Here is a 22,691-nt window from a genome sequence, read left to right as displayed (position 1 = left end):
AGATTAGCGATCGCACTCTTATACACACTTAACTCTTTTTGTCAATTTAGGGCGATCGCCTCTCTATGCACACTTGACTCTTTTTGTCAAGTTTTATGTTAAGAAAGATGTTTATAAAGCATAGCTTTTTTAAGGGGGGCTGGGGGGGATCATAATCTTGCCGAAAACTTTGAAAACACGCCCTAGCCCCCCAATTATGGCGGGAACAAGAATATTTGCTGCTAAAAGTCCCCCAAAATTGGGGGATTTAGGGGGCTTGGATGTAGCAAATGAGACTTCTCAGACAACCTCTTATGCATAAATTATACAAAATCCGGGTTGGGTTGAGGTCAAGATGCTGTTGGCGAATTATTTCTTAATATCTGAAAGCGTTATTATGCGGTTATTAACTTAACAAAAATACATAAAAATTAACTAGCTTGCTCAATTAACCCTAAAGGCAATTCTGCTAACTGTTTCAACTCCAACCCTCCCTCAAATATCTCATCAATCGGCAGCATTTGACCATCAATCGTCATAAACTTATGATCTTTTGTAGCTCGAATCACTGAGCCATCGTCTAGAGTATATTCAAACACCTCTTGCTCTCCCCGGTTATGCCACTGAGCAATAGGTTGGGTATAGACATAGCCATTACTATCAACGCTATAGACAGTACATGGGATACCTTTTTCGACAATCTCACCAATCGCTATTGGACCATACTCTACTGTGATAATCTCCGTATCATAGCTGAGACAATATTCGGCAAATTTAATCATTTGGTCAAATAACTCCTCAGCTATGTCTTGAGTCACGCCATTTTTGGTTGAACCATCGATAAAAATCTCCCGATGCTTCTGCATCTCAGCCACTTTCTTCTTACCCATGCAATTGTGAGCAATAAAGTCATTGGCAAGAAAGTTATGAGTTTCAGCAATACTTAAATCAAAAACATCCTCTTGGCCAAGATACTTCAGCTCAACAATCTCATCCCAGAAAATATCTGAGTCAGTAATCCCCATCAAGGCTTGATTCTGAAAAGCCCTAGGTAAATTTTCCCCTTTCAGAGTTGGATAGCTAGAAGCTAGAGGTTTTATAGAAAAATCTCCATCACCAATGATCTCAGCAGTTACCTTAACTTTACTATTCGACAGTTCACGACTGTAGGGAATTGGTAATGTTTTCGCTAAACCGATCGGGCTTCCTATGGTAAACTCTTTGAGAGGCTTCCATCCCAGACTCGTGTAGAAAAGATGATCATCCGTAGCGCGAATGTTGCGGTTAGTTTTGGTAGTAATCTCCCAAACATCACGAATCCCATTAGGATGAATTTCGATAATTGGTCGTTGGGTAATTTTTTGGGTCTTTAAATCCAGGGAAAAAACCTTTCGTCCCAACCAGTAACTAGATTTAGAAGCAATCTCCTTCAGAGAAACTAAACGACCGGTTGCTGGATCCACTATCTCAGTTGATCCACTCAAACACCGCCTCAGTAAATCGGCTTGACCTAGAGAATAACCGGCCAAATCCTGGGCCATCCGCATGATGCTTTCCTGAAAGCAGTTATGAACGACTACGCCATGAGCCAGAAAGTATGGGGAAGATTGTTCCTCCATTTGTAGATCAAAACACTCCTGTTGCCCACTCTCTTCAACAGCGGTAACATAAACTATCCGAACATCCCAGTCTTTAACCCTTGTCTTGTACTGTAACTCTTTCGGTCTGGATAGCGTTGCCTGTTGAGATGACTGTTTGACTAGCGTTTTAGTTACTAAACCCAAGTGAGCATCATTTGGCCACAGTTTTTTACTGTTGCTCGCTCCGGGATATTTTTCATAAACTTCAGAACCAAAACCATCAGCATTCTTGAGGACCGGGTTTGCTGGTTTCAGCTCATAGGCAAATTTATCTCCATCTGGTGTTAAAAAGCGATGGTTTTTACTGGAATAGATAACTGTACCACTAGATAACGTAATTTTCAGGATGTCTTTGACACCACTGCACCATTGCTTGGCTACCCTTGCTGGCCAAACTCGTTTACGATCAGAGGTTAATACTAGGTCGCCAGATTTAATTTCCTCAATGGGCACATAAGAACCATCGGGCTTATCAATTAAGGTACCTTTTGGTAAACATAGAATTCCATAAGTCTCCTGTAAAATAGGCTCTAATAGAGGATGTTGATACTCTACTTTTTCTCGACCATGTTTACGATTAATAAACTGAGGAATCAGACCAGCATCCAGAGGACCAGGGCGATAAAGAGCTAAAATTGAAGATATATCTTCAATACTGTCAGGTTTCAGGTCTCGCACCACCTGACGCATTCCGGAAGATTCTAATTGGAATACTCCTTCTAACTGGCCTTTCTCTAGGAGCTCGTAAGTTTCTTGAACACCTGGGGGTTTTTTCTTCTGTTCACCCTTGGCTAAAATTTTCCTAGATTTAATTTCCTCTAGGGGAATATCATCTAAATCGAGTTCAATATTTTGAGTCTTTTTAACTAACTCTTTGGTTTTCTGAATAGTGGTTAAGTTCTTTAGTCCTAAAAAATCCATTTTCAGGAGTCCCAGAGATTCCAGGTCTTCCATAAAATACTGGGTGATCACTGCACCATCATTATTCAGTTGTAATGGCACAATTTCATCTAAGGGGTCTGCTGAAATAACCACACCAGCAGCATGGACACCAAAGGTTTTATTTGTCCCTTCAATCCGAATCGCCATATCCACCCAACGACGCACTTCCGGATCTTGATCGTAAGCTTCTTTAAACTCTGGTGTTGGTGTCTGATCAGAAATCATGACTGAGAGTTTGGCTGGCTTACCTCGCGCCACTGGAATCATCTTAGCCATACGATTCGATTCTTGGTAGGCAATTCCTAACACTCTCGCTACATCTTTTAATACCGCTTTAGAGGTCATGCGGTTAAATGTAATAATCTGGGCTACTCGGTCTTCACCATAGAGATTGGTGACATATTTAATCACCTCATCCCGTCTTTCAATGCAGAAATCTGTGTCAATATCTGGCATGGATTTCCGCTCTGGATTTAGAAAGCGCTCGAACAGTAGCCCATGATGTACAGGATCAATGTTGGTAATTTCTAGGGCATAAGCCACTAGAGAGCCTGCTGCTGAACCACGACCCGGACCAACGGGAATATCATTGTCTCTGGCATATTTGATGTAGTCCCAAACCACTAAAAAGTAGGTAGAAAACCCCATCTGCTGGAGCATTTTTAACTCATACTCCAGCCGGGCTTTATACACTGGATCAATTTCACTACGAGAGCGACACTTTAGCCGCTTCATCAGTCCGTTCCAGGTAATTTCTTCTAAATAGGTGTCAGGGGTATAATCCTTGGATACCTTGTAGTGTGGGATGCGAGGTTCCCCCATAATATTGTAGTGCTTGACTTTATCGGCCACTTCTAAGGTATTTGCGATCGCATCCTCTATCACCTGGGACGGTAAATGATCTCGAAACAGCCGTTTCATTTCCTCTGCTGACTTGAGATACTCCGTGCCACTATAGCGCATCCGTTTCTCTTCTGTAACCAGTTTAGCGGTTTGAATACACAGCAAAGCGTCATGGGCTTCTACGTCATAGCAGGAGATAAAGTGGGAGTCATTAGTCGCAACAATTTTAATTCCTAATTCACTGGCAATCTTGACAATCGCAACATTAACCACTCTGTCTTCTACAGAGCCGTGGTCTTGAATCTCTAAATAGTAATCATCCCCAAAAACATCTTGGTACCACTTAGCTACTTTACGGGCTTGATCTAAGTCACCTTTTAGGATAGCTTGGGGAACTTCGCCCCCCAAACAAGCACTGGTTACAATTAACCCTTCGTGATATTGCTCCAGTAATTCTTTATTGATACAGGGACGAGCAAAAATACCTTTACCTGGCATCCCTTTGAGGTGAGAAATAGTTGTTAGTTTTACTAAGTTTTTGTAGCCTTGGGTATCTTTTGCTAAGACAACTTGATGATATTTTCGGTAACGCTTATTGACCTCAATATCCCCGTTTATCACATACATTTCGTTACCGATTATCGGCTTAATGCCCTTTTTTAGGCAAACTTTAATCAGTTCAATAGCACCATACATCACACCATGATCTGTCAGTGCGATCGCAGGCATTCCCAAATCAACAGCTCGATCGATCAGTGCTGGTAGCTGAGATGCTCCATCCAGTAGGCTATAATCACTGTGAATGTGTAGACCAACAAAAGACATAGTTACTGTTAATTATAAACCGATGTTGCTGATTATTTTAATGATTAACGAACCTACGATCCACGTCTAGTACCAAAAGAAACTAGTACCAAAAAACTAGGACTTATCTTAAGCACGGAAATCCGTTAAACGACTTCCAACCCTTCTCACATCCAATGGTGGATTTTTAACCTGATTAGTATTCAAATTGCTGTTAAGTTCCCGAATACGGCGGGACAGCATACGAATAATCTTAATTGCAAATTCTGGTGTCTCATCAATGGCATCATAGAGTTGTAGCTGTGTCAACATCAAACAATGGCAAGGTTCGATGGTGGTCACAGAAGCGGAACGAGGTTCTGCATCAAACAAGGACATCTCCCCAAAGCAGGCTCCTTGCTTGAACTGTGCCAAATTCCGCTCACCAATGTGAACTCTTACCAAACCTGAGACTACAATATAAAGTTCCCTACCCTCTTCCCCTTGAGCAAAGATGGTATGGTTAGAAGGAAAGTCTAGCTCGTCCATCACAGAGGCTAGTCGCATCAGAAAATCGTCCCGCAATTCGTGAAAAATTGGGACACCCCTGATAAAAATTAAACGATCAATGCTAGATAACATTGGTTAGCGGTTGGGTTAGCGGTTGGCTGCTAGCGAATAGCCGTCCTGTAGTAAACTACAAGTTTAACCCATACCGATAGTTGTTTCGCTAATTGTTTATAGTTAATGGCTCACTAGACCTAGAGCTCTAATTAAGATTCAACCACTGTACTGTGGTAATTTCAGACGTAAGTATTCAGGGGTCAGCGGTGAGCTAAAAACTCACGCTAATTGAGGTGCGGTCAGCTTATTTTATTCAAAAGCTCTTCCCACCTCAAGTAGCGTGGCCACAGGTCAATGGCTGATAGCTGATACGCGACACGCTGATACGCGACACGCTGATGGCTGAATGCTTACTTTCAGACATTATTTCACCCCTAGCTCTACTGTCCACTGCCATGATAAATTAGAGATGATGCCAGCAAAGTTTACAAACAATAGGCAACTATACTGATCAAACTATCCGATAATCTCTTGTGCTTGAGCAGCTACCAAGGGATCTGGGTCATTCCTAAGCACTGGCAACAACTCTGCACAAGCACGAGGTGACATCTCTTTGAGATAAGCCACAACCGCTTCCCGCACAAAACCGGTAGGATGACGTAAGCAACTCATAGCCGCTGCTGGTGCTAGAGAGCAGTGTGCTGCTCTGGCCACATGAAAACAACACGCTAGGGGCCAATCTGACATAAAATGTCGTAACTCGATTAACCGACGTAAGCGATCGCTTACACTCATGGGTTGATAAGGCACTAAATCCACGAGGGCAGCTAATTTTTCTTTCAGAGAACGCCGGTCTAAAATTGACAAAAATGCTTTCTTATTAGGAATATCTAGGGTATTATCCAAAATTTCTAACCCTAGGGCAATGTTTGACCGAGAATGGGATGCTAGATTAAACTCAGCTGCTTTGATGGCACTCGATGGATAAAGAAACTTCATCAGTAAGAAACACACCTCCACCAGATCTTGTTGAAGATCATTAAGCCCCTGCCGCAGCAAATCTGCCTCCAGTCCAGCTATTTTCTTTGAGGTCAAATCCAGCAGTGCGCCATAAATTTGACCCAAAAACATCAATTCTTGCTCAATTAAGGCTTCTACGACCCTACGCCCTAACTCGTTCATCACCGCTTCAATTCCAACCTCCCCTGGAATCTTCAGCAGGATCGTGAGAATATTACGACGGGTTGTCCCCCAACTACTCATCAACTGTTGCACCAAATGCTTCATAGCTTCAGGAGTACCCTTCTGAGTTATAGCCTGGAGTCTGCCAATCTCACCGAGAGCCATCCAAGCTTGCCGCCTTACTGGGTCTGGCTTATGAATATCTTCAGACAAAACCCTCAATAAAGCAATGGCTTCATCCCCTTGCTTGACCAACGCTCTACGAGCAGCATTGCGGGTAGATGTGTAGTAAAGTGCCTTGACTAAAGACGGATAGTACTTTTCAAATCGTTTAGCAGCAATCACCTCTAAACAAGCACACCGTACCTTTAATGACTTATCCCTTAACAGGTCATCAATATAAACTACCAAGGATTCCAAGTAATCCATCTCTGCCAAAGCTCGGGTACCCATCAACCGTTCTTGCTCTTTTTTTGAGGTGAGCATCCGCCGCAGGGTTTTGACGGCTTCAAATTTCTCTTTTGGTGTACCCCGACCCATAATTAAAGCAGCTGCTGTAGCTCTTACGGTTGGGTCAACAGCAGGTTGTAGATAAGGCTTAATTGTCCGAATATTCAGGTCTTTCTGAGCCAGCCAAAAATAGCGCAATGCTAAGGCCAGGACTTCTACTGGTGGTCTTTGATCAATCAACCGAGACACATCTTCTAGACAATCTGGGTTGGGATAGGGCAACATCACCTCTAAACTCTGGCGCTGCAAATCTGTAGACATTTCTCCCAGCAAGGGAGAAAGAACCTGACTCGCTGTTTCTGGAGCGATTTGAGACAACAGTTGAATGTAAGCAGAGCGGTTCTTCGGCTCAGTTTTCAGTCGCTTTACCGCTTCCTCAAAGAGGGTCTTAGTATCCAGGAAATTGGTATTGGCAGAACCCAAACGTCCTTGCTCAGCATTGATCAGCAGCAATGAACCATAATTAGCCCGCATCAACCGGGTACTCAGCAGCCATAATAGAGCAAAAATCACTACCATTAGAATAAACACCCAATGGCGCAATGGCTCAAAATTGGGGAAAGCCCAATCCAGCAGCCCAATGGTGGCTAAAATTCCAATGCCAGTAATGCCAGTAGTCATGGGTTTGGCAATCCCTTGCACAGTAGTCTGCACCACAGAGCGTAACCCTGACGGTAAGGCTTGGAAGAGTACAGGTTCAACACTAGCAATTAAAGTAAAGCGCAATAGTTCATCAACGAATCGGAGTAAGACTACACCAATAAATAGCCCTGTAATCCAGCTAGGCAAGAACCCAATATCAAACTTTAGCCAACTTGCCATGTTAGCTAGGGTCACTAAGCCAATCACAGATAAAGCACCAGGTAATACCATAGCGCTTAGGAAAAGACCAAAGCGATCAATCACCCGACTAGAGATAAACCATTGGGTCACCAGTTCAAAAAGTCCCAACGTACCACTGAATAGACCCAGAAAACCAGCAATTGCTGAACTATCCAGGGTTTGCTCCAATTGACCCATATACTGAAATTCAATTAGGAGGTACAGGGCTTCCCCTAAGATAAAAAAGGCAAATAAAGGGATGACATAGCGTCTGAGGGATTCACTCGGCTGACGCACAGCAAAGTCTGGCTCCATTTCTTCCCACTGTCGTGCTGGGGAGTTAGGAAAGGCTTGCTGGTAGTGCTGACATATATAAACCAAGGTCAGTGCTCCGATGAGCATCATGCCAGACCCAAAAGCCACCACATTGTTGAGTCCCACTAACAGCAATAATAGAGGTAATGAGAACCCAGAGAGGACATCAGCTACCAAAAGCCCACTGGAGATTAGGGGGTAGGTACGCTTAATTTCCCGAATGTTGAATAACTGATTAGCCGTCACCTGGGAATTAAGGTCATTGAGGATGTACACCGCATCCATCCACAATCGCAATAGAAAGATGGTGACTACAGTAATATAGCCATACTCGATCTCCAAGCCTAGGCGGAACACTAACAGGGGTAAGGCAGCTAGGATAGCGATCGCTACCAAGACTGACCTCAAGGGTAAAATGCTCTGCAACCAGGAGTATAATACTCCCAGCCCAGAGCAGATCACGGAACTAGCAATATAAATCACCGGTAACCACTTCGCGCCATATTTCTCTAGAAACAAGGCAATGGCACTGTACTCTAACCAAAGCAGTCCCATGGAAGTGGTGGTATGGAAGGCGAACATCAACAATGTCCGCTCGCCTTCTTCTGGGCGAAGATTCACCCACTCTAGGATTTTTCTAACCCAGTAACCCTTCAGGCGAGTCGGAGATGGCAATTTCATAGAGTCATTCGTCCTTCGTCACTAGTCCTCAGTCAGTAGTCCTTGGTATTTTAAGCTGCTTGCTCCGTGCATGGGTATTCAGACATGAATTCCAGGCACCTGCCCATGTGGGTACCAATGACTAATAACCAATGACTAATGACCAATGACTAATGACCAATGACCAATGACTGATGACCAATCACTATAACCACTATTTTTTGGGGGAGAGTAACATCATCATGTTACGACCTTCCCGCTTCGGTGCTTGCTGGACTTCTGCCAATTCTTGTAAATCCTTAGCCATGCGCTCGAGTAGTGCCTGGGCTAAATTACTGTGTTGAATTTCTCGACCTCGGAAGGTAATGGTAGCTTTGACCTTATCGCCAGATTTCAGGAAGCGCTCCGCTTGATTGACCCGCACATTGTAGTCATGGTCTTCTATTTTGTAGCGCATCTTCACTTCTTTTACATCAGCCGTGTGCTGCTTCTTCTTTGCTTCACGGGCTTTCTTCTCTTGTTCAAATTTGTACTTGCCATAGTCCATGATGCGACACACTGGCGGATCTGCCTTGTCACTAACCAGGACAAGATCTAACTCCTTTTCCTCAGCGATCCGCAGGGCGTCTTGAGGTGTGATTATACCCAGCTGTGCCCCATCGGTATCAATGGCTCTAATCTTCGGAAACCTTATTCTTTCGTTAATTTGGGGTAGATCGCGTTGGCGTCTTCTATTATCACTCACAGGCGTTTGTTTATTTTCTTAAGTGGATTAATCAAAAAATCGACTTACTACATACACTTGCCATTTTACTAATTCCTTTCTTGTTTCTGTTCAAATTATTAACATCACTTAGGAAACCAAGGCCGATGGAATAGTTATAACTTACTCCTTTGCCTGATAGGCAAGGCATAATGGACTCAAGTTGCTTTGTAAATATTTTTGAAGTTGAGGCAGGTTGTGACCAAATCTTTGCATTGGCAGCAACGAGTTGGTAGTCAAAGGGATTGGGTCTGGCGGGGTTGGCCGATCCGTTATACCTATTTTCGCCCACCCCAACCCCTAACTGTCCAGCCGACAACACCAGTTATTCTGCTTCATGGGTTTGGTGCTTCGGTAGGGCATTGGCGTAATAACCTAGACGTAATCGGTCAACATCATACCGTTTATGCTTTAGATCTGCTGGGTTTTGGGGCATCCCGGAAAGCTTCGGTTGACTATACCATTGACCTTTGGGTAGCTCAGGTTTATGAATTTTGGCAAACTTTTATCCAAAAACCGGTAGTGTTAGTAGGTAACTCCATTGGTTCGCTAGTTGGTCTAGGAGCAGCAGCAACCCATCCAGAGATGGTTAAAGGTCTGGTGATGATTAATTTACCAGATTTCCAAGCCCGAGAAGAAGCGATTCCTAGTTGGCTCGGACCGATAGTCTCAACTGTTGAGAGTCTAGTGGCATCACCAGTGCTACTCAAAACCCTATTTTACGTGGTAAGACGTCCAGGGATTGTGCGTAAGTGGGCAGGGTTAGCTTATGCTAATCCAGAGGCAGTTACAGATGATTTAGTAGAAATTCTGAGTGTCCCTGCCACCGATCCTGGAGCTGCGGCCACCTTTAGTAGACTTTTGAGAGGGATGACCGCTCCTAACTTTAGTCTACCGGTCAAATCCCTATTACCTACATTAGATATTCCTATGCTATTGATGTGGGGACTAGAAGACCGGATGATTCCCCCTATGTTAGCTCGCAAGTTTGTTAAACTCAATCCTAATTTAGAGCTATTGGAGTTAGATCATGCTGGTCACTGTCCCCACGATGAATGTCCGGAACAGGTGAATCTGATCCTGTTAGAGTGGCTGGGAGCTAAGGTTTGATTATCCCCACAATTGGTATTAGCCGACGCTCACTTGATCAGTTTCAACCTCCGTGCAACCATCCACACCTGAGGCAACATTAACCATCTTATCTAGAACCTCCTGGCTAGCTACTTCTCCTTTTAGCACAACTTTACCGCCAGTTTGAGCAACCCAGAGCCTTTCCTCGTCATCCAGCTCGTCGTCTTGGTCAAAGGCCCAAACAACTCGCTTGGCAAGGCCGCTTTGGTCGTATTCCCCGTTTAACCCCATTCGTTCTGGGGGAATGTCATCTCCTGCTGGTGCATCTTCTGAAGGGGTACTAGCTGCGGCAGCTTCCTCTGGGCTCCCAAATCCAAACATTCGCTTTAACCAACCCATAATTATTTGGTTTCACTCCAATCAGTTTTTACCGATTTTTATGTTACCGAGGAATTTGGCAATTAGCTGCCTAGTTTCATAAAAAATATATCTTTAGATACAGCACACTGTTACTAGAGTTCTTGGTTACTCAAAACCTGGATAAAATGGTAATTGGTTTGTAAGCATTCAGCCGTCAGCTGTCAGCCGTCAGCTAAAAGCTCACGCTACTTGAGGTGCTTAAAATAAAATCGAAAGTCTGGGGAAAATATCTTGGCCGTTGGCCAAACTACTTGAGGTGATTTGTGGCACAGGCTTCTAGCCTGTGACCTAACCTCTGGCTGATCGCTGATCGCTGATCGCTGATCGCTGATCGCTGAATGCTTACATTGGTTTACCGTTGACCGTTGACGCTTAGCTTCAAGAAACTTAACAGTTAACCGTTGCTACTCCCTTATACCCCCTAAAAAAAGGGGCTAGTCAACACTTAACAGTCAACAGTCTCACCAATAAATCACGTTGATAGCAATTTAGGCAGCACACGCCCCCACCACTCCCAAGTCAACTCCCAAGTCAACTCCCAAGTCAAACTATGAAACATACCCTTTCCGTTTTAGTTGAAGATGAAGCCGGTGTTCTAACTCGCATTGCTGGTTTATTTGCCCGTAGAGGCTTCAATATCGAAAGTCTTGCCGTTGGACCAACTGAGCAGGTTGGTATATCTCGAATTACGATGGTAGTACCTGGAGATGACAGCAGCATTGAGCAGCTGACTAAGCAACTCTATAAGCTAATAAATGTCCTTAAAGTACAAGATATTACCTCAATTCCCTGTGTCGAAAGGGAGTTGATGCTGCTAAAGGTTAACACTACTAGTTCCACCCGCTCCGAGATTATTGAATTAGCCCAGGTGTTTCGTGCCCATGTCGTAGATACATCTGAGGAGTCACTAACTCTAGAAGTTGTGGGAGACCCTGGTAAAATGGTAGCACTGACCCAAATGCTGAATAAGTTTGGTATCCGTGAAATTGCCCGGACTGGCAAAATCGCCCTAACCCGAGAATCGGGAGTCAATACTGAATATCTCAAGTCTTTGCACGCAAAAGTTTAAGTAGCCATTAGTCATTAGTTATTGGTCGTTAGTCATTGGTGATTGGTTCGTCTATTTTACCTGCAAGCCTTGATGATATGAACCTACAGGAATTGCGATCGCAAATTCTGTTCCCTTACCCGGATTAGAGGTACATAGGATTTGACCGCCATGCTGTTCAACAACGATTTTCTTGGAGATATCTAGCCCTAAGCCAGTTCCCTTGTCGATTGATTTGGTGGTGAAGAATGGTTCAAATATCTTCTGTTTGACCTCTTCTGTCATTCCCGGACCATTATCGATAATTCTGATCACGACCTGTCCACCAGAACTGTCCCCTTGATCACCATCGCTGCCTAGAAATTCTGTCCGAATGGTGATCTTAGGGGGGGCTGGTGCTTTTTGCTTTACACCTTGCGGGCCATAATCAGAAGACTGAGGGGAAACTGGAACAAAGAACCTGTCTGCTTGAACAGCTGCAGAACCTGTAACAAAGAACCTGTTAACCTGTGACTCTTCCAGAGCATCAATGGCATTGCACAGCAGGTTCATCAACACTTGGTTGATTGGACCAGAGTAGCACTTCACTAAAGGGAGTTTTCCATAGTCCTTGGTCACGGTAATCCCGGGATTCTTTCCTTTGGGCTTTAAGCGGTTATGGAGGATAGTCAGATTACTATCAATGCCCTGATGAATATTCACTCGCTGCTTTTCCTGGTCATCCTGTCGGGAAAAGTGGCGCACTGATTGCACAATCTGTTGCAAGCGTTCTGCACCTAATCCCATAGATGATAGGGTTTTAGGAAAATCTTCGATCAGGAAATCTAGATCAATTAGATCAGCGTACTGTTGAATTTCGGCTACAGGCTGGGGATAGTGTTTGGCATATAATCCCAACAGTCTTAATAAATCTTCGCCATAGTCCCTTGCTGGAGTCACATTTCCACAGATAAAGTTAAGTGGATTGTTGATTTCGTGAACAACACCAGCGCATAACTGTCCTAAGGTGGACATTTTTTCACTTTGCTTTAATCCCTCTTGAGCCAGTTCCAGCTTCTTTAAGGCATTCTCCAGTTCCTGGCTTTGGGCTTCTAATTTGGCTTGTGCTGCTTGTAAAGCTGCTTCAGTTAATTTTTGTTTAGTAATATCTTTTACAAAACCTTCGTAGTATAGAATGTAACCAGTAGCATCACGCACTGCCCAAGCACTTTCACAAATCCACATTAGGGTGCCGTCTTGGCGATAGACCTGGGATTCAAAATCCTCTACAAAACCCTTTGAGTGCAGTAGGTCAAGGAATTGATAGCGTCGCTCGGGATCTTTGTGAAGGTAATCCCCAACACCAGTTAAATTACTAAGAAATTGCTTAGGTGATTCATAGCCATATAGTCTAGCTAGCGATGGGTTACAGGCTATATAGTAACCATCAGGGGTGATTTGAAATATACCATCAGTCGAGTTTTCAAATAGAGATCGATATCTCTGTTGGACTGCTAAGAGAGATTCTTCCACTCTTTTACGGTCAATTATTGGCTCAGCTAGTGTCTGATTCGTAGGTTGCCAACTAGTTTTCCAATTGGTGAAGTTTTTGTGAACCGTTGGATTAGGTTTGACCCCCTTACCAGAGCTAGGGGGTAAAGTTCTGCGACTTATTAACATAGATTTTTGCCTCACCTTTTTCCCTCACGACCATGACTATTGAGCATTGCAGCTGCCTCTTCAAGGATGGCTTTCCGGTACAGACTATAGTATTTGCTGTTGGGGAATTGTGCCATCCCTAAACAGTTTTTTACAAAACTATTAACTAAACTGCTCCGAATTTAAATAAATTTAACATACATCTCCTCTTGACAACAGTCAAATTAAGAAGGTTTTTTTCCCAAGTCGCGCACTGTAGTCAAATATTGTCCTAGAAAGGGTAAGCCACCAATGGCTGGAAGTAGGTAGCGGGAAGTACACAGTAATCCTAAGGCGGCAGCTTCCTCCTTAGGGAAATAGCGTTGGTAGAAGAAAATTAGCGCAGCATCACGGGTGCCAACCCCCGCAAAGGTTAGTGGTAACAATCCCGCTAAAATGGCTAGGGGGGACAGAGCGAGATTGGCTAAAAAGGGTGTCCAGGCGTTGAGGGCGAGGATAAATAACCAAATTTGCAATAAGTGTAAGAACCAGATAAAAATTGAAGTTAGGGTAATTTTGAATAATTGCTTGGGGTCATGCCAGAAGTAGCCGTGCATTTCCCCCCAAGACATTTGCATTTTTTCTAGGTTTGGACGGAATTTTTTTGGGGCAATTTTTTTTGTCACTAAGAAAAATAAATGGGCAAATTTGCGGGAACTGAGGAGGAATAGCCCTAAAATTAAGCCGAAAATTATCCCAGCGGTCATCAACCAAAAGAAACCACTTTTCCCCGGATAGAGTAATAAACCAAAGACACACCATAGCAGTAGAGACAGCATGTCACAAGCTTTTTCAAAAATAACGATGGCTAACGACAAGCTCCCAGCTAAATTACCCCGCTGCTTCATAAAGTAGGCTTTAGCAATATCTCCCATTTTGGAGGGCAAGACCATATTCAGGGTACTGGCAGCTAAAATCAGGCGATTGGCTTCCCAAAATCGGAGTTGGGAACCCGTCGGCATTAGTTGTTGCAGTCGCCAAGCCGTGAACAGGGTGATCGGAATCACCATGCCCAGACTAATCGCCATCCACATGCGATCGCATTCTTTGAATACAGCGATCAGTTGGGGAAAGTCAATTTTGGCATAAATTACCCCTAAGATGAGTAGGCTGATGGCAATGGAGATGAGTCGTTTCATGGATTAGCAGCAAAAGGCAAAAGGCAAAAGGCAACCGGCAACCGGCAACCGGCAACGGTCAACCTTCAATCTACCCTAGGGGAAGGCCAAAGGCGAACAACCTTCAACATCTGATGCTAACCAAAAACTTTAGTGAGAATTTCAACAGCGGGGTCAACTTATAGCCACACCTTAGCCCCACAATGCTTAGGACAAGTGACTACTCCTACATCAAATCAACGATTATGATGTAGGCTTCTCAAACTCACGAATGAGACTTGCTGTTCCTCAATATCATGTATTGATTTACCACAGCCATTCAGCGGCAATCCAACCGCCATTAATGCACGATGCAAAATGTTGATGCCACTATTCCAGTCACGATCAATCTTGACCCCACAACTGGAACAGTTATGAACTCTATCAGCTAGATTTTTCTCAACTGAAGCCCCACAGTTGAAGCACTCAATACTTGTTCCCCGTGGGTTAACGAACTGGACTAACAAACCGCGTTTGACCGCCACTGCTTGTAAAATCTCCAGAAACGACCCCCACCCTGCGTCATGTATTGATTTCGCTAATCTAGTCCGCGCAAGTCCCTTGATATTTAAATTTTCAAACCCAATCAGGTCATACTTACTACATAGCCAATGGGCGACTTGATAGTGAAATTCCTTGCGGCAACGGGTTAAATGAAGGTGCCATAGAGCTACTTTCTGTTTAGCTTTCTGCCAGTTTTTAGAACCCTTTACACGGCGTGACATTACCCGTTGGGCACTTGCTAACCTGTTAGTAGCCTTTCTGTAGAACTGCGGAATCTCAACGGCTTCACCATCTGATGTGGTCAGAAACTTCTCTAAGCCGACATCAATCCCAACAGCAGATTTAACCGATTCTACAGCAAGAAACTCAGGGACAGTATCATCCTTCATTGAGATGCAACAGTACCAGCCGTCCGCTTTTTTAACGATAGTGCATTGCTTGAGAGTGAAACCGGACGGTAGAGGTCGGTGCATCACCACAGATATTTCACCAATCCGACTCAGCTTAAGCACTCCATGTTTGATATGCGCCCCTGCTCTGGAATTGTTAACCCGTGGGAATATAAACGACCGCAATTGACCTTGTTTCTTAAACCGAGGTCGTCCTCCGCGTTTTCCGGTCGCATCTGGTTTTCTCCATCGTTCCCATGCCATGTTCAGCCGTTGTAAGTTGACTTGTTGAGTTTCGGCGTAAATCAGCTTGTACTCAGGGAATAGCTTTTTAGTTTCCTTTAGTGCTGATTGCTGGGTGTAATAGTTAACGGGTTCTGGGACTTCGCCAATCGCTTCCCTCACAATACTGCATCTATCAATAGGACAACGAGTCCTATTGAGCCAATCAAGTCTTTGACCGAGAGCATAGTTCCAGTGACGACGCAACAATTCCAGCCATCTCTCCATGATGGCTATCTGTTCGTCACTAGGCTTGATTCGATAGCAGTAAGTTAACAGCATAATGTTATTGTACTACTCGCGTACTGTTGAGAACCGTTAAACCCCGTCGGGCAATTCCCCTCCCCTTAAATCACGCGATTATAACGGGAGACCACTTGCCCGTTTAGTTGGGTTGATAGACTAACCGAGATGGGCCTTTGATTTCTACATAATGACCGTAGGTGTTGCGTTTACCTTGTTTGACGGTCAGCACAGGCTTGTAAGTATCGTATTTTCTATTTTCCTTAATAATTTGCTGGTTGACGTGGATGTAAGTCGCCACCTTTTGTGCAACTTTTTTCCAGGTTCCTTTTGGTCCACGCTTACCGGGAATTACTTTAGGCATGCCATTAAATAAGGGAATTTGCCAAAATCTGCCAACTTTTTGAGCGCCTTTAATTCTGCCGCTTTTCAGGAGTTGGCGAACTCGTTGGACACAAATTCCTAACAGATAAGTCGCTTGAGTGGTTCCAATTGTAGTTATCTGTTGTGCTGCCATGTCTTCCCCCTTTAATCTAGCGCTATTGTTGTTAAAAACCTGTTACATAATTTAATAGTATGTTTATATAGCGTTATAGTTTAGAGGTTGAAGTAAGAGGAGAGGTTAACTGTTAAAGTTAGTGTTTAAGTTCTGTAATTAATCTTATACCTAATAAACTATAGCGCTATCGCTTTGGAGACAGGTGTTCAGACAGCCATCAGCAAAAATTAAATAGCGCTATAGTTTATCTATAGGAATATAAACTCATAAAACTACATCGCTATATTTTTTTAAATTCTTCGATTTATATAGCGCTATGACATATAGTGTATTTTTTATAGCGCTATAGTCAACAGTGTAAAGGCATCTAATTTTTGTAATCCTATATATAATAGTTTTTGTCAAATTCAATAAACACTATATGTGGAAAAACAATTGTCAATAAGCACAATAAGGCCAAATTTATTGATAACTACCCCCACTTTATTGACAAGATGCGTTTACCCTGGGTCAATGATGTCGTACAGTATGTGATCGTAGTAACCAGCGTCACACCAGTCATCAAGCGTGAATGTTATTGTAATTGAGTTTTGGAGATTAAATGTAAACTCCTCAGCACGTAAATAGCTAACATCAGGGGACTCACCGGAGTCAAGGTAGTGTATGTGGTCAGCGTACTCGATGGATTCGATGTGGTATGTGCAGAAGGTGTGGTTCTTGATTGTGAATTCCATAGTGTTGTCAAGGTAATCTGATTTTAAAAACGCTGCTCGAACTTCAACCATTCATAATCATCCAAGGTTTGCACCTCATCACTTAGGTCAACCCAAGGTTGTAATTGACCTGCTTGAAAGGTACGACTCATGACCACATAAATCGATGTCTGGTCTCCACCAATTCCAACACTTTGTACCGATTTCCAAGACTTAGCTTGTAACTCATCAATAACCAACCATCGCTCACCTTGCCAATAAAAATATCTGCGAAAGCAGAAGGGAGCGTCTTTTTTACCAGTAATTAATAATTTCTGCAATAATTTCCGAATTAAATTGGGAAAGAAGCGTCCTACCGTTAACATCACTCCCCGTAGAATTAGTAAATTCATTGGAGTCATTTGCTTCTGTTTTGCCCATCCTAAGTTTCCCTCAATCAGAATTTCATCCTCACTGACTTTAACTTGATAGTCATCGATCAGATGACCAACAGCATTTTTGAATTTACCTCTTTCTTTTACGAGTAGGGAAAAATGGGTATCTGAAGCAATTAATTGATTGTCTCGAAATATCTTAAAAACGCCTCCTTTATTCAAAGCTAAATAAAGTTCTGTACCTCGACGGCGGTCAATTAGGATGTTGGCGTCTTTCAACCATACGCGACCACTGGGACGGGGAGTTGGTTTGGGTCGGTTGCTGACAAAATCCCGCCAAGATAGGAGATAATTCCAGGTATGGTGACCAATAATGTGATCATCGGCGTAACAGGGAGCAAGACCATTAGCTAATCCCACCAAGAAGCGGTCATTAATCTCTAGGGCTTCTGGAAACCAGCGTCCTACTAATTCAAAGCCATGGGGAAAAAAGTTATAAGTGTTACGGCTAGTGTATTCTCCCCCATAGGAACCATCGGGATGGATGAATTCTGCGGCTAATTCGACAGCTTTGATCAGAGCTTCTTTTAGGCGTGGGTCTAATCTCAACAGATAAATCCTAGCTAGACAGGAAATAGTTAAGGTGTGGTAGCCTGGGTCGCAGCCTTCATATTCTATAAACCAGCCTTCGGGACTTTGCCAGGATAAGACTTGCTCTAGCCTTTGCGATCGCGCTCTATCCCATTGATTGGTATGCAAGAGTTCCGATAGCAGGTCTAAACATAAGACAATCAAGGCTTGGTGGTTGCTCAGCTGTCCACTTTCCATGTGATGGGCTAGCCAATTTGCTCGTTTTTCAAAGAATTGCAAGGCAATGGGGTTATGGAGTCCCATGGCTTTGTAACTTTCGATGCTAGCCAATAAAGAAAAGGCGGCGGCTCCAGCAGCACGCTCATAGGGGAAATAATCATCACAGGAGCCATCGGGATGGGAACTGGATGCAGCAAAAAGTATCCCTGCTTCGACCCAATCGAGAATTACTGGTTGCTGGTAGAACGGGTTATCTGGCAAGTCGGTATGATAGGCTAGTGCTAGGGGCCAGACAAATTCCTGTGCCATCCCACTAGGGAAATCGATGATTTTATAGTGCCAGAAGTTACGGTCAAAGCATCCGTAGGTGGGACTGTGGGGATTGCGGTCTAGGAGGGTAAGGATTTTAGGGATTTGGTTTAGGGCTTGACGGGCGAATAGGTCTCTGGTCATTATTTGCGGCTGTTTGTGTCAGTGCGTCAGTCCGAGAGTGATTGTTGTTTTCAGCCAAAAGTAGTCTTAAGAGTTTCCTACTATAACAAGTAGTCTTAAGAGCGTCCCACTATCACAATCGGACTATTATCTATTCAAGAAATTATTAGCAAATTCTTCCCCTTCTCCTCCCTCTTCCCGGTTTTGCCGCTGTTGTTGATTTCCGGTTGATGGCAAGTGGGGAGTGTGATTGGAGTCAACTTCCAATCGTCGTAGTCGTAGTTGGATGTCTTCTAGAAGTTGACGATTGACTGCCATTAGATCTGCCACTAAGCCAAATATCCACAGTTGAAAGCCCATTAGAATCAGAATAGCAGCTAAAACTAGGCTGGGTACGTGAGCTTTGGGAGTACCAGCGAAGTATAGGATTAACCAACGAATCCCCAGTAAGGTTCCTAGAGTAAATGGAATTGTCCCCAAGGTGATAAAGAATCTCAGGGGGTTGTAGGTCATGGAGATTCGCAGGATAGTGATTAGCGATCGCTTAACATAGGCACTGATACTCTTGACTAGACGGGAGGGGCGCAAATAGCGATTGGTGCGGATTGGGACAGAAGTGATAGCAATGCCTTTTTGTCCAGCTTGAATAATAGTTTCTAGGGTGTAAGTGTATTCATTAAAGACATTTAGCTTTAAGGCGGCTTCTCGGCTAAAAGCTCGGAATCCACTGGGAGCATCGATGATATTAGTATTGCTAGCAATTCGGACTACCCAACTACCGAATTTTTGTAGACACTTTTTGATGGGGGAGAAGTGCTTAATCTTCTGAATCGGTCGCGCCCCGATGACTATTTCGGCTCGACCTGATATAATAGGTTGTATGAGTTTGGGAATGTCATCAGCGCAGTACTGATTATCCGCATCGGTATTGACAATAATGTCCGCATTGGCTTTTAAGCAAGCTTCGATTCCTGCGATGAAAGCTTTGGCTAGTCCCTGATTGTGTTTAAAATTGACAATGTGGTCTACGCCATAAGAGCGGGCTACGTCTACGGTGCGGTCTGTACTGCCATCATTGATAATTAGCCACTCAACGGTATCTACACCCCTCAGTTGACGGGGAAGCACCGAAAGGGTAATCCCTAGGCTGTTTTCTTCGTTGTAGCAGGGGATTTGAATAATTAGTTTCGTCATCGATGGTGACGGGTTTTGGATCAAGAATAGGAAAAACTCCGGTGCCTTTGATTATCGCAGACGCAGGCAAAAGAGTTTTGGTTTCTTGATTATGGTAGGTTATTCGGGGATTATAGCAGTTTTCAATAGGGAGTCAAGGGAGTAGGGAGTAGGGAGTAGGGAGTAGGGAGTAGGGAGTAGGGAGTAGGGAGTAGGGAGTAGGGAGTAGGGAGTAGGGAGTAGGGAGTAGGGGAAGCAACAGTTGTGTTTGTATAGCAGAAGTCATTTGTCAGAAGTCATTTGTCAGAAGTCAAACTCTGGCGTTGCTGAATCAAGGAATGAATACGCGATCATCTGGTTTTGGTCAAGCCCCCGTGGGTCCCCCAACTTTGCGGTGCGACCCAAGGGCGATTTACTCGCCCTAGGAGGCGCGCACCGGAAGGGACGCAAGAAAGTCTTATTCCCCCACCGGTGCGCTTTCCGTCGGCGAATTAAATTCGCCACGGGTCGCACCGCAAAATTGGGGGGCTAGGGGGGCAAAACCATACCCAGAATCAGCAACGCCCAAACTCTTGCGCTTACTTAGGTTTGAGACTTTTGTCATGTCCTAACTGCCCTGGCGACTGCTATAACAGATTTGTTATCATAAAGCATACTATACTAATTTAGTATAGCGCTATAGTTAATTTTCAATTAGGTAATCGCAATGCTGATGATAGTGTTACCGCTGTCAATTACGCTATCGATAGGCTTGAGCAAAATGACGCGATCGCATTGCTAATCATGACTTGAGCGAAGCACGAATTTATGCGATCGCAAAACTGCTGAAGATTTTATCAAAGCACGAATTTTGCGCTATCGATTGGCCTACGGCCACGCTACGCGAACGGTTTAATCGTGCCTTATGGGATCACAGTGTTTGTAATCACTTGACCACTAATTGGATTTTATTAAGCGCGATCAAGTTAATCACTATTAAGCGATCGCAACTGTGCTCTTGACATCCTCCCATCGTTAAATCAAAGATTATAACGTTCGCGTAGCGGCTCCAAAGGAGCTGGGATTCCTAAACCTCACGATTTAGGTTTCTGCTTCATAGCAACCGCCTCCACCCTCAAGGGGTTTTCTGGTCTTACGCTCGCGACCCAGACTATCCCCGCAAGCCCTGCGGTTCTCATGTGTCGAGTTTCAAGAAAAGTCTTGATACACTTTTGATTCAAGGGTTGGCCTTCCATTGCCCTGTCATCTTTTCCCTAGAGACGAAACCTTAGGATAGTGGAGTCTTAATTAATAAATTTTTACCCTTCTCTGCATAACCTGCCAACCATAAAGACTCCACTATCCTTACGGTAACTTCAAAGTCTACCAATTTTGCTGCGCCGCCAGGTTACTGGACTTCGCTCGTATAGGCGCATCTGTTTCCATCGTCTCGGGTGGGTCATTGACCACTTTCATTCTAGCACGTTTATCGTTAAAGACGCAATTCCTCTCTCGCTAACCCTGCGGGTATAACGAGAGTCTCCTTGCTCTTAAGGATGATTTGAGCACTAATCTGATTTTAATCTCGCGCTATACTTTATCAAAATTAGAATTCGCGCAAAAATAACTTTACCTATTTAGACGTTGATTGAGGCAGGATAGCATAGTTCCATTCTCCATGAAAAAATTCTCGCACAATCTGCACCTCATTAAAGTCTTTATCACTAACTTTTATCCCAGTTTTATAGTAATTTTTGTCCAATTCAGCTTGGATATTAAGTCCGGTATTAGTCGTAGTATTACTAATTAAATTTACGACAACTTCTTGACTTGTTAAAGGTCTACCTCTCCAGTTTTTTGTTATGTGACAAAACATTCGATGTTCAATTTTATTCCATTTGCTTGTCCCGGGAGGCAAATGGGATACTTTGATGGTCAATCCGATTTCCGTCGCTAATTTTTGTAACTCACTTTTCCATAATCTAATTCGATAGCCATTACTGCCACCAGAGTCAGCTGTTATCAGTATTTCTTTAGCTGCTGGATAAACTTTTTTTCCCATATTTTTCCACCATTGACGAATGGAAGCTACGGCGAACTCAGCTGTATCATGACTTATTCCTACGTTGACCCATCCCGAGTTATCAGTTACATCATAAATTCCATAAGGAATTACTTTTCCTTGTTCTGGATCAGGAAAATCATGAATTTTAACTTGAAGTGGCTCTTTTTTTCGATGCCATTCTTGTCCTACGTTGCGATAATTTCCAATCAATTCTTTTTTTTTTGTATCTACTGAAATTACTGGCTGATTACGCTCTTGAAAATCTTTGACTTTCTCATTAATGTATTGAAATTGAGCATCTCTATCTTGATGAGATGAACCTTTCTCCTTCGGAGACGCTGCGCGAACCGAAGTTTTTCTATTACTCTGTAAACTATACCCTAATTGCTTCAACAATTTTGCCACCGTTCTTGGACTAATTTGATGTCCCATTTCTTTTAGAGCTTTGGCTAATTTTGCTGTACTTTTCGATGTCCAGAGTAACGGAGAACATGGATCTCCACGAGTCGCTGGTGCAATTAATTTTTCTAAATCTTGAATTAATGTGTGGTCATTTTGCGATAGACTTTTGCGTCCACCTCCAGGTTTTCTCACTTTTCTGTGGATCTTAGTTGAGCTGATTATTTGATTTTGATTATCATCTTGAACAATTGGAACTTGTAGTTCTTGAATTCCCCTTTTAATGGTTTTACTTGATAATCCAGTCGCAAAAGCCACTGTTTTTATTGGGTGTGGCTCTTTTGGAAAGACGTTTGGTCAGGTTTAGAGAGGTATCGGAAGAGTAGGAGGAGCAGTAATAGAGCAACGAGCTTGAATTAGTCGTTTCATCAAAGGAAGGCCATCTTTGTACAA

General features: G+C 43.5%; 17 protein-coding genes and 1 pseudogene. 3 read left to right on the top strand and 15 right to left on the bottom strand.

The window, feature by feature from the left end; all coding sequences use genetic code 11:
• Window positions 1-410 precede the first annotated feature (410 nt).
• The 4 genes from dnaE to infC form a co-directional block, all read right to left on the bottom strand.
• On the bottom strand, window positions 411-4,229 hold the full coding sequence (gene dnaE / locus F6K63_RS34105; protein ID WP_287314582.1) for a DNA polymerase III subunit alpha: 3,819 nt from the start codon (window positions 4,227-4,229) through the stop codon (window positions 411-413).
• A 108-nt stretch (window positions 4,230-4,337) separates the two neighbouring features.
• On the bottom strand, window positions 4,338-4,829 hold the full coding sequence (locus F6K63_RS34100) for a Crp/Fnr family transcriptional regulator (protein WP_008188849.1): 492 nt from the start codon (window positions 4,827-4,829) through the stop codon (window positions 4,338-4,340).
• A 438-nt stretch (window positions 4,830-5,267) separates the two neighbouring features.
• Window positions 5,268-8,261, bottom strand: a complete 2,994-nt coding sequence (locus F6K63_RS34095; protein ID WP_008188851.1) for a hypothetical protein — start codon at window positions 8,259-8,261, stop codon at window positions 5,268-5,270.
• Window positions 8,262-8,454: 193 nt separating this feature from the next.
• Entirely contained in the window at window positions 8,455-8,985 is a 531-nt protein-coding gene (gene infC / locus F6K63_RS34090; RefSeq protein ID WP_008188853.1) for a translation initiation factor IF-3, read from the bottom strand.
• 216 nt (window positions 8,986-9,201) lie between these two features.
• Between infC and F6K63_RS34085 the strand changes: the two genes are divergently transcribed.
• Complete coding sequence (locus F6K63_RS34085) at window positions 9,202-10,113, top strand: alpha/beta fold hydrolase (RefSeq protein WP_008188855.1); 912 nt, start codon at window positions 9,202-9,204, stop codon at window positions 10,111-10,113.
• A gap of 18 nt (window positions 10,114-10,131) precedes the next feature.
• Here the strand turns inward: F6K63_RS34085 and F6K63_RS34080 are convergent, their stop codons facing one another.
• Window positions 10,132-10,473 carry a BON domain-containing protein gene (locus F6K63_RS34080; protein WP_008188859.1) on the bottom strand — a complete coding sequence of 114 codons (342 nt, stop codon included), beginning with the start codon at window positions 10,471-10,473 and terminating at the stop codon, window positions 10,132-10,134.
• Window positions 10,474-11,044: 571 nt separating this feature from the next.
• Between F6K63_RS34080 and ilvN the strand changes: the two genes are divergently transcribed.
• Window positions 11,045-11,563, top strand: a complete 519-nt coding sequence (gene ilvN / locus F6K63_RS34075) for an acetolactate synthase small subunit (RefSeq protein ID WP_008188861.1) — start codon at window positions 11,045-11,047, stop codon at window positions 11,561-11,563.
• A gap of 51 nt (window positions 11,564-11,614) precedes the next feature.
• On the opposite strand, the gene F6K63_RS34070 is transcribed toward ilvN, so the two are convergent.
• From F6K63_RS34070 to F6K63_RS34030, 9 genes are all read right to left on the bottom strand, one after another.
• Complete coding sequence (locus tag F6K63_RS34070; protein ID WP_008188865.1) at window positions 11,615-13,201, bottom strand: sensor histidine kinase; 1,587 nt, start codon at window positions 13,199-13,201, stop codon at window positions 11,615-11,617.
• A 203-nt stretch (window positions 13,202-13,404) separates the two neighbouring features.
• The gene (locus F6K63_RS34065) at window positions 13,405-14,358 is read right to left on the bottom strand and encodes a lysylphosphatidylglycerol synthase transmembrane domain-containing protein (protein WP_287314580.1); all 954 of its coding nucleotides are present in this window, start codon (window positions 14,356-14,358) and stop codon (window positions 13,405-13,407) included.
• Window positions 14,359-14,573: 215 nt separating this feature from the next.
• Window positions 14,574-15,833 (bottom strand): RNA-guided endonuclease InsQ/TnpB family protein, encoded by a 1,260-nt coding sequence (locus F6K63_RS34060; protein ID WP_287314579.1) that lies wholly within the window; start codon window positions 15,831-15,833, stop codon window positions 14,574-14,576.
• Between the two features lie 103 nt (window positions 15,834-15,936).
• A complete protein-coding gene (locus tag F6K63_RS34055; protein ID WP_287248778.1) occupies window positions 15,937-16,311 on the bottom strand; it encodes a helix-turn-helix domain-containing protein in 375 nt (124 codons plus the stop codon).
• Window positions 16,312-16,793: 482 nt separating this feature from the next.
• On the bottom strand, window positions 16,794-17,078 hold the full coding sequence (locus F6K63_RS34050) for a hypothetical protein (RefSeq protein WP_287314578.1): 285 nt from the start codon (window positions 17,076-17,078) through the stop codon (window positions 16,794-16,796).
• Window positions 17,051-18,643, bottom strand: a complete 1,593-nt coding sequence (locus F6K63_RS34045) for a hypothetical protein (protein ID WP_287314576.1) — start codon at window positions 18,641-18,643, stop codon at window positions 17,051-17,053. The genes F6K63_RS34050 and F6K63_RS34045 overlap by 28 nt, the downstream gene beginning before the upstream one ends.
• Before the next feature lie 126 nt (window positions 18,644-18,769).
• Window positions 18,770-19,816, bottom strand: a complete 1,047-nt coding sequence (locus tag F6K63_RS34040) for a glycosyltransferase family 2 protein (protein WP_008188878.1) — start codon at window positions 19,814-19,816, stop codon at window positions 18,770-18,772.
• Between the two features lie 133 nt (window positions 19,817-19,949).
• Complete coding sequence (locus F6K63_RS34035) at window positions 19,950-20,081, bottom strand: hypothetical protein (protein WP_287314575.1); 132 nt, start codon at window positions 20,079-20,081, stop codon at window positions 19,950-19,952.
• 17 nt (window positions 20,082-20,098) lie between these two features.
• Window positions 20,099-20,299, bottom strand: a complete 201-nt coding sequence (locus F6K63_RS34030; RefSeq protein WP_131827077.1) for a hypothetical protein — start codon at window positions 20,297-20,299, stop codon at window positions 20,099-20,101.
• Window positions 20,300-20,583: 284 nt separating this feature from the next.
• On the opposite strand from F6K63_RS34030, the gene F6K63_RS34025 reads away from it, so the two are divergent.
• Window positions 20,584-20,796, top strand: coding sequence for a hypothetical protein (locus F6K63_RS34025; RefSeq protein ID WP_131827078.1), 213 nt, complete (start codon window positions 20,584-20,586; stop codon window positions 20,794-20,796).
• 611 nt (window positions 20,797-21,407) lie between these two features.
• Here F6K63_RS34025 and F6K63_RS34020 read toward each other — a convergent pair.
• A pseudogene (locus tag F6K63_RS34020) lies at window positions 21,408-22,565 on the bottom strand (ISAzo13 family transposase); the annotation flags it as partial.
• Window positions 22,566-22,691 lie beyond the last annotated feature (126 nt).

The sequence above is a fragment of the Moorena sp. SIO1G6 genome (genome assembly GCF_010672795.1).
GTDB classification, from domain to species: domain Bacteria; phylum Cyanobacteriota; class Cyanobacteriia; order Cyanobacteriales; family Coleofasciculaceae; genus Moorena; species Moorena producens.
Note: the sequence above shows the minus strand (reverse complement) of the source record. Positions and strands in the feature narration are given on the sequence as shown.

Coding starts and splice junctions, on each gene's coding strand:
- dnaE (WP_287314582.1), bottom strand. CDS start 4,229: ATGTCTTTTGTTGGTCTACACATTCACAGTGATTATAGCCTACTGGAT.
- F6K63_RS34100 (WP_008188849.1), bottom strand. CDS start 4,829: ATGTTATCTAGCATTGATCGTTTAATTTTTATCAGGGGTGTCCCAATT.
- F6K63_RS34095 (WP_008188851.1), bottom strand. CDS start 8,261: ATGAAATTGCCATCTCCGACTCGCCTGAAGGGTTACTGGGTTAGAAAA.
- F6K63_RS34080 (WP_008188859.1), bottom strand. CDS start 10,473: ATGGGTTGGTTAAAGCGAATGTTTGGATTTGGGAGCCCAGAGGAAGCT.
- ilvN (WP_008188861.1), top strand. CDS start 11,045: ATGAAACATACCCTTTCCGTTTTAGTTGAAGATGAAGCCGGTGTTCTA.
- F6K63_RS34070 (WP_008188865.1), bottom strand. CDS start 13,201: ATGTTAATAAGTCGCAGAACTTTACCCCCTAGCTCTGGTAAGGGGGTC.
- F6K63_RS34065 (WP_287314580.1), bottom strand. CDS start 14,358: ATGAAACGACTCATCTCCATTGCCATCAGCCTACTCATCTTAGGGGTA.
- F6K63_RS34060 (WP_287314579.1), bottom strand. CDS start 15,833: ATGCTGTTAACTTACTGCTATCGAATCAAGCCTAGTGACGAACAGATA.
- F6K63_RS34055 (WP_287248778.1), bottom strand. CDS start 16,311: ATGGCAGCACAACAGATAACTACAATTGGAACCACTCAAGCGACTTAT.
- F6K63_RS34050 (WP_287314578.1), bottom strand. CDS start 17,078: ATGGTTGAAGTTCGAGCAGCGTTTTTAAAATCAGATTACCTTGACAAC.
- F6K63_RS34045 (WP_287314576.1), bottom strand. CDS start 18,643: ATGACCAGAGACCTATTCGCCCGTCAAGCCCTAAACCAAATCCCTAAA.
- F6K63_RS34040 (WP_008188878.1), bottom strand. CDS start 19,816: ATGACGAAACTAATTATTCAAATCCCCTGCTACAACGAAGAAAACAGC.
- F6K63_RS34035 (WP_287314575.1), bottom strand. CDS start 20,081: ATGACTTCTGCTATACAAACACAACTGTTGCTTCCCCTACTCCCTACT.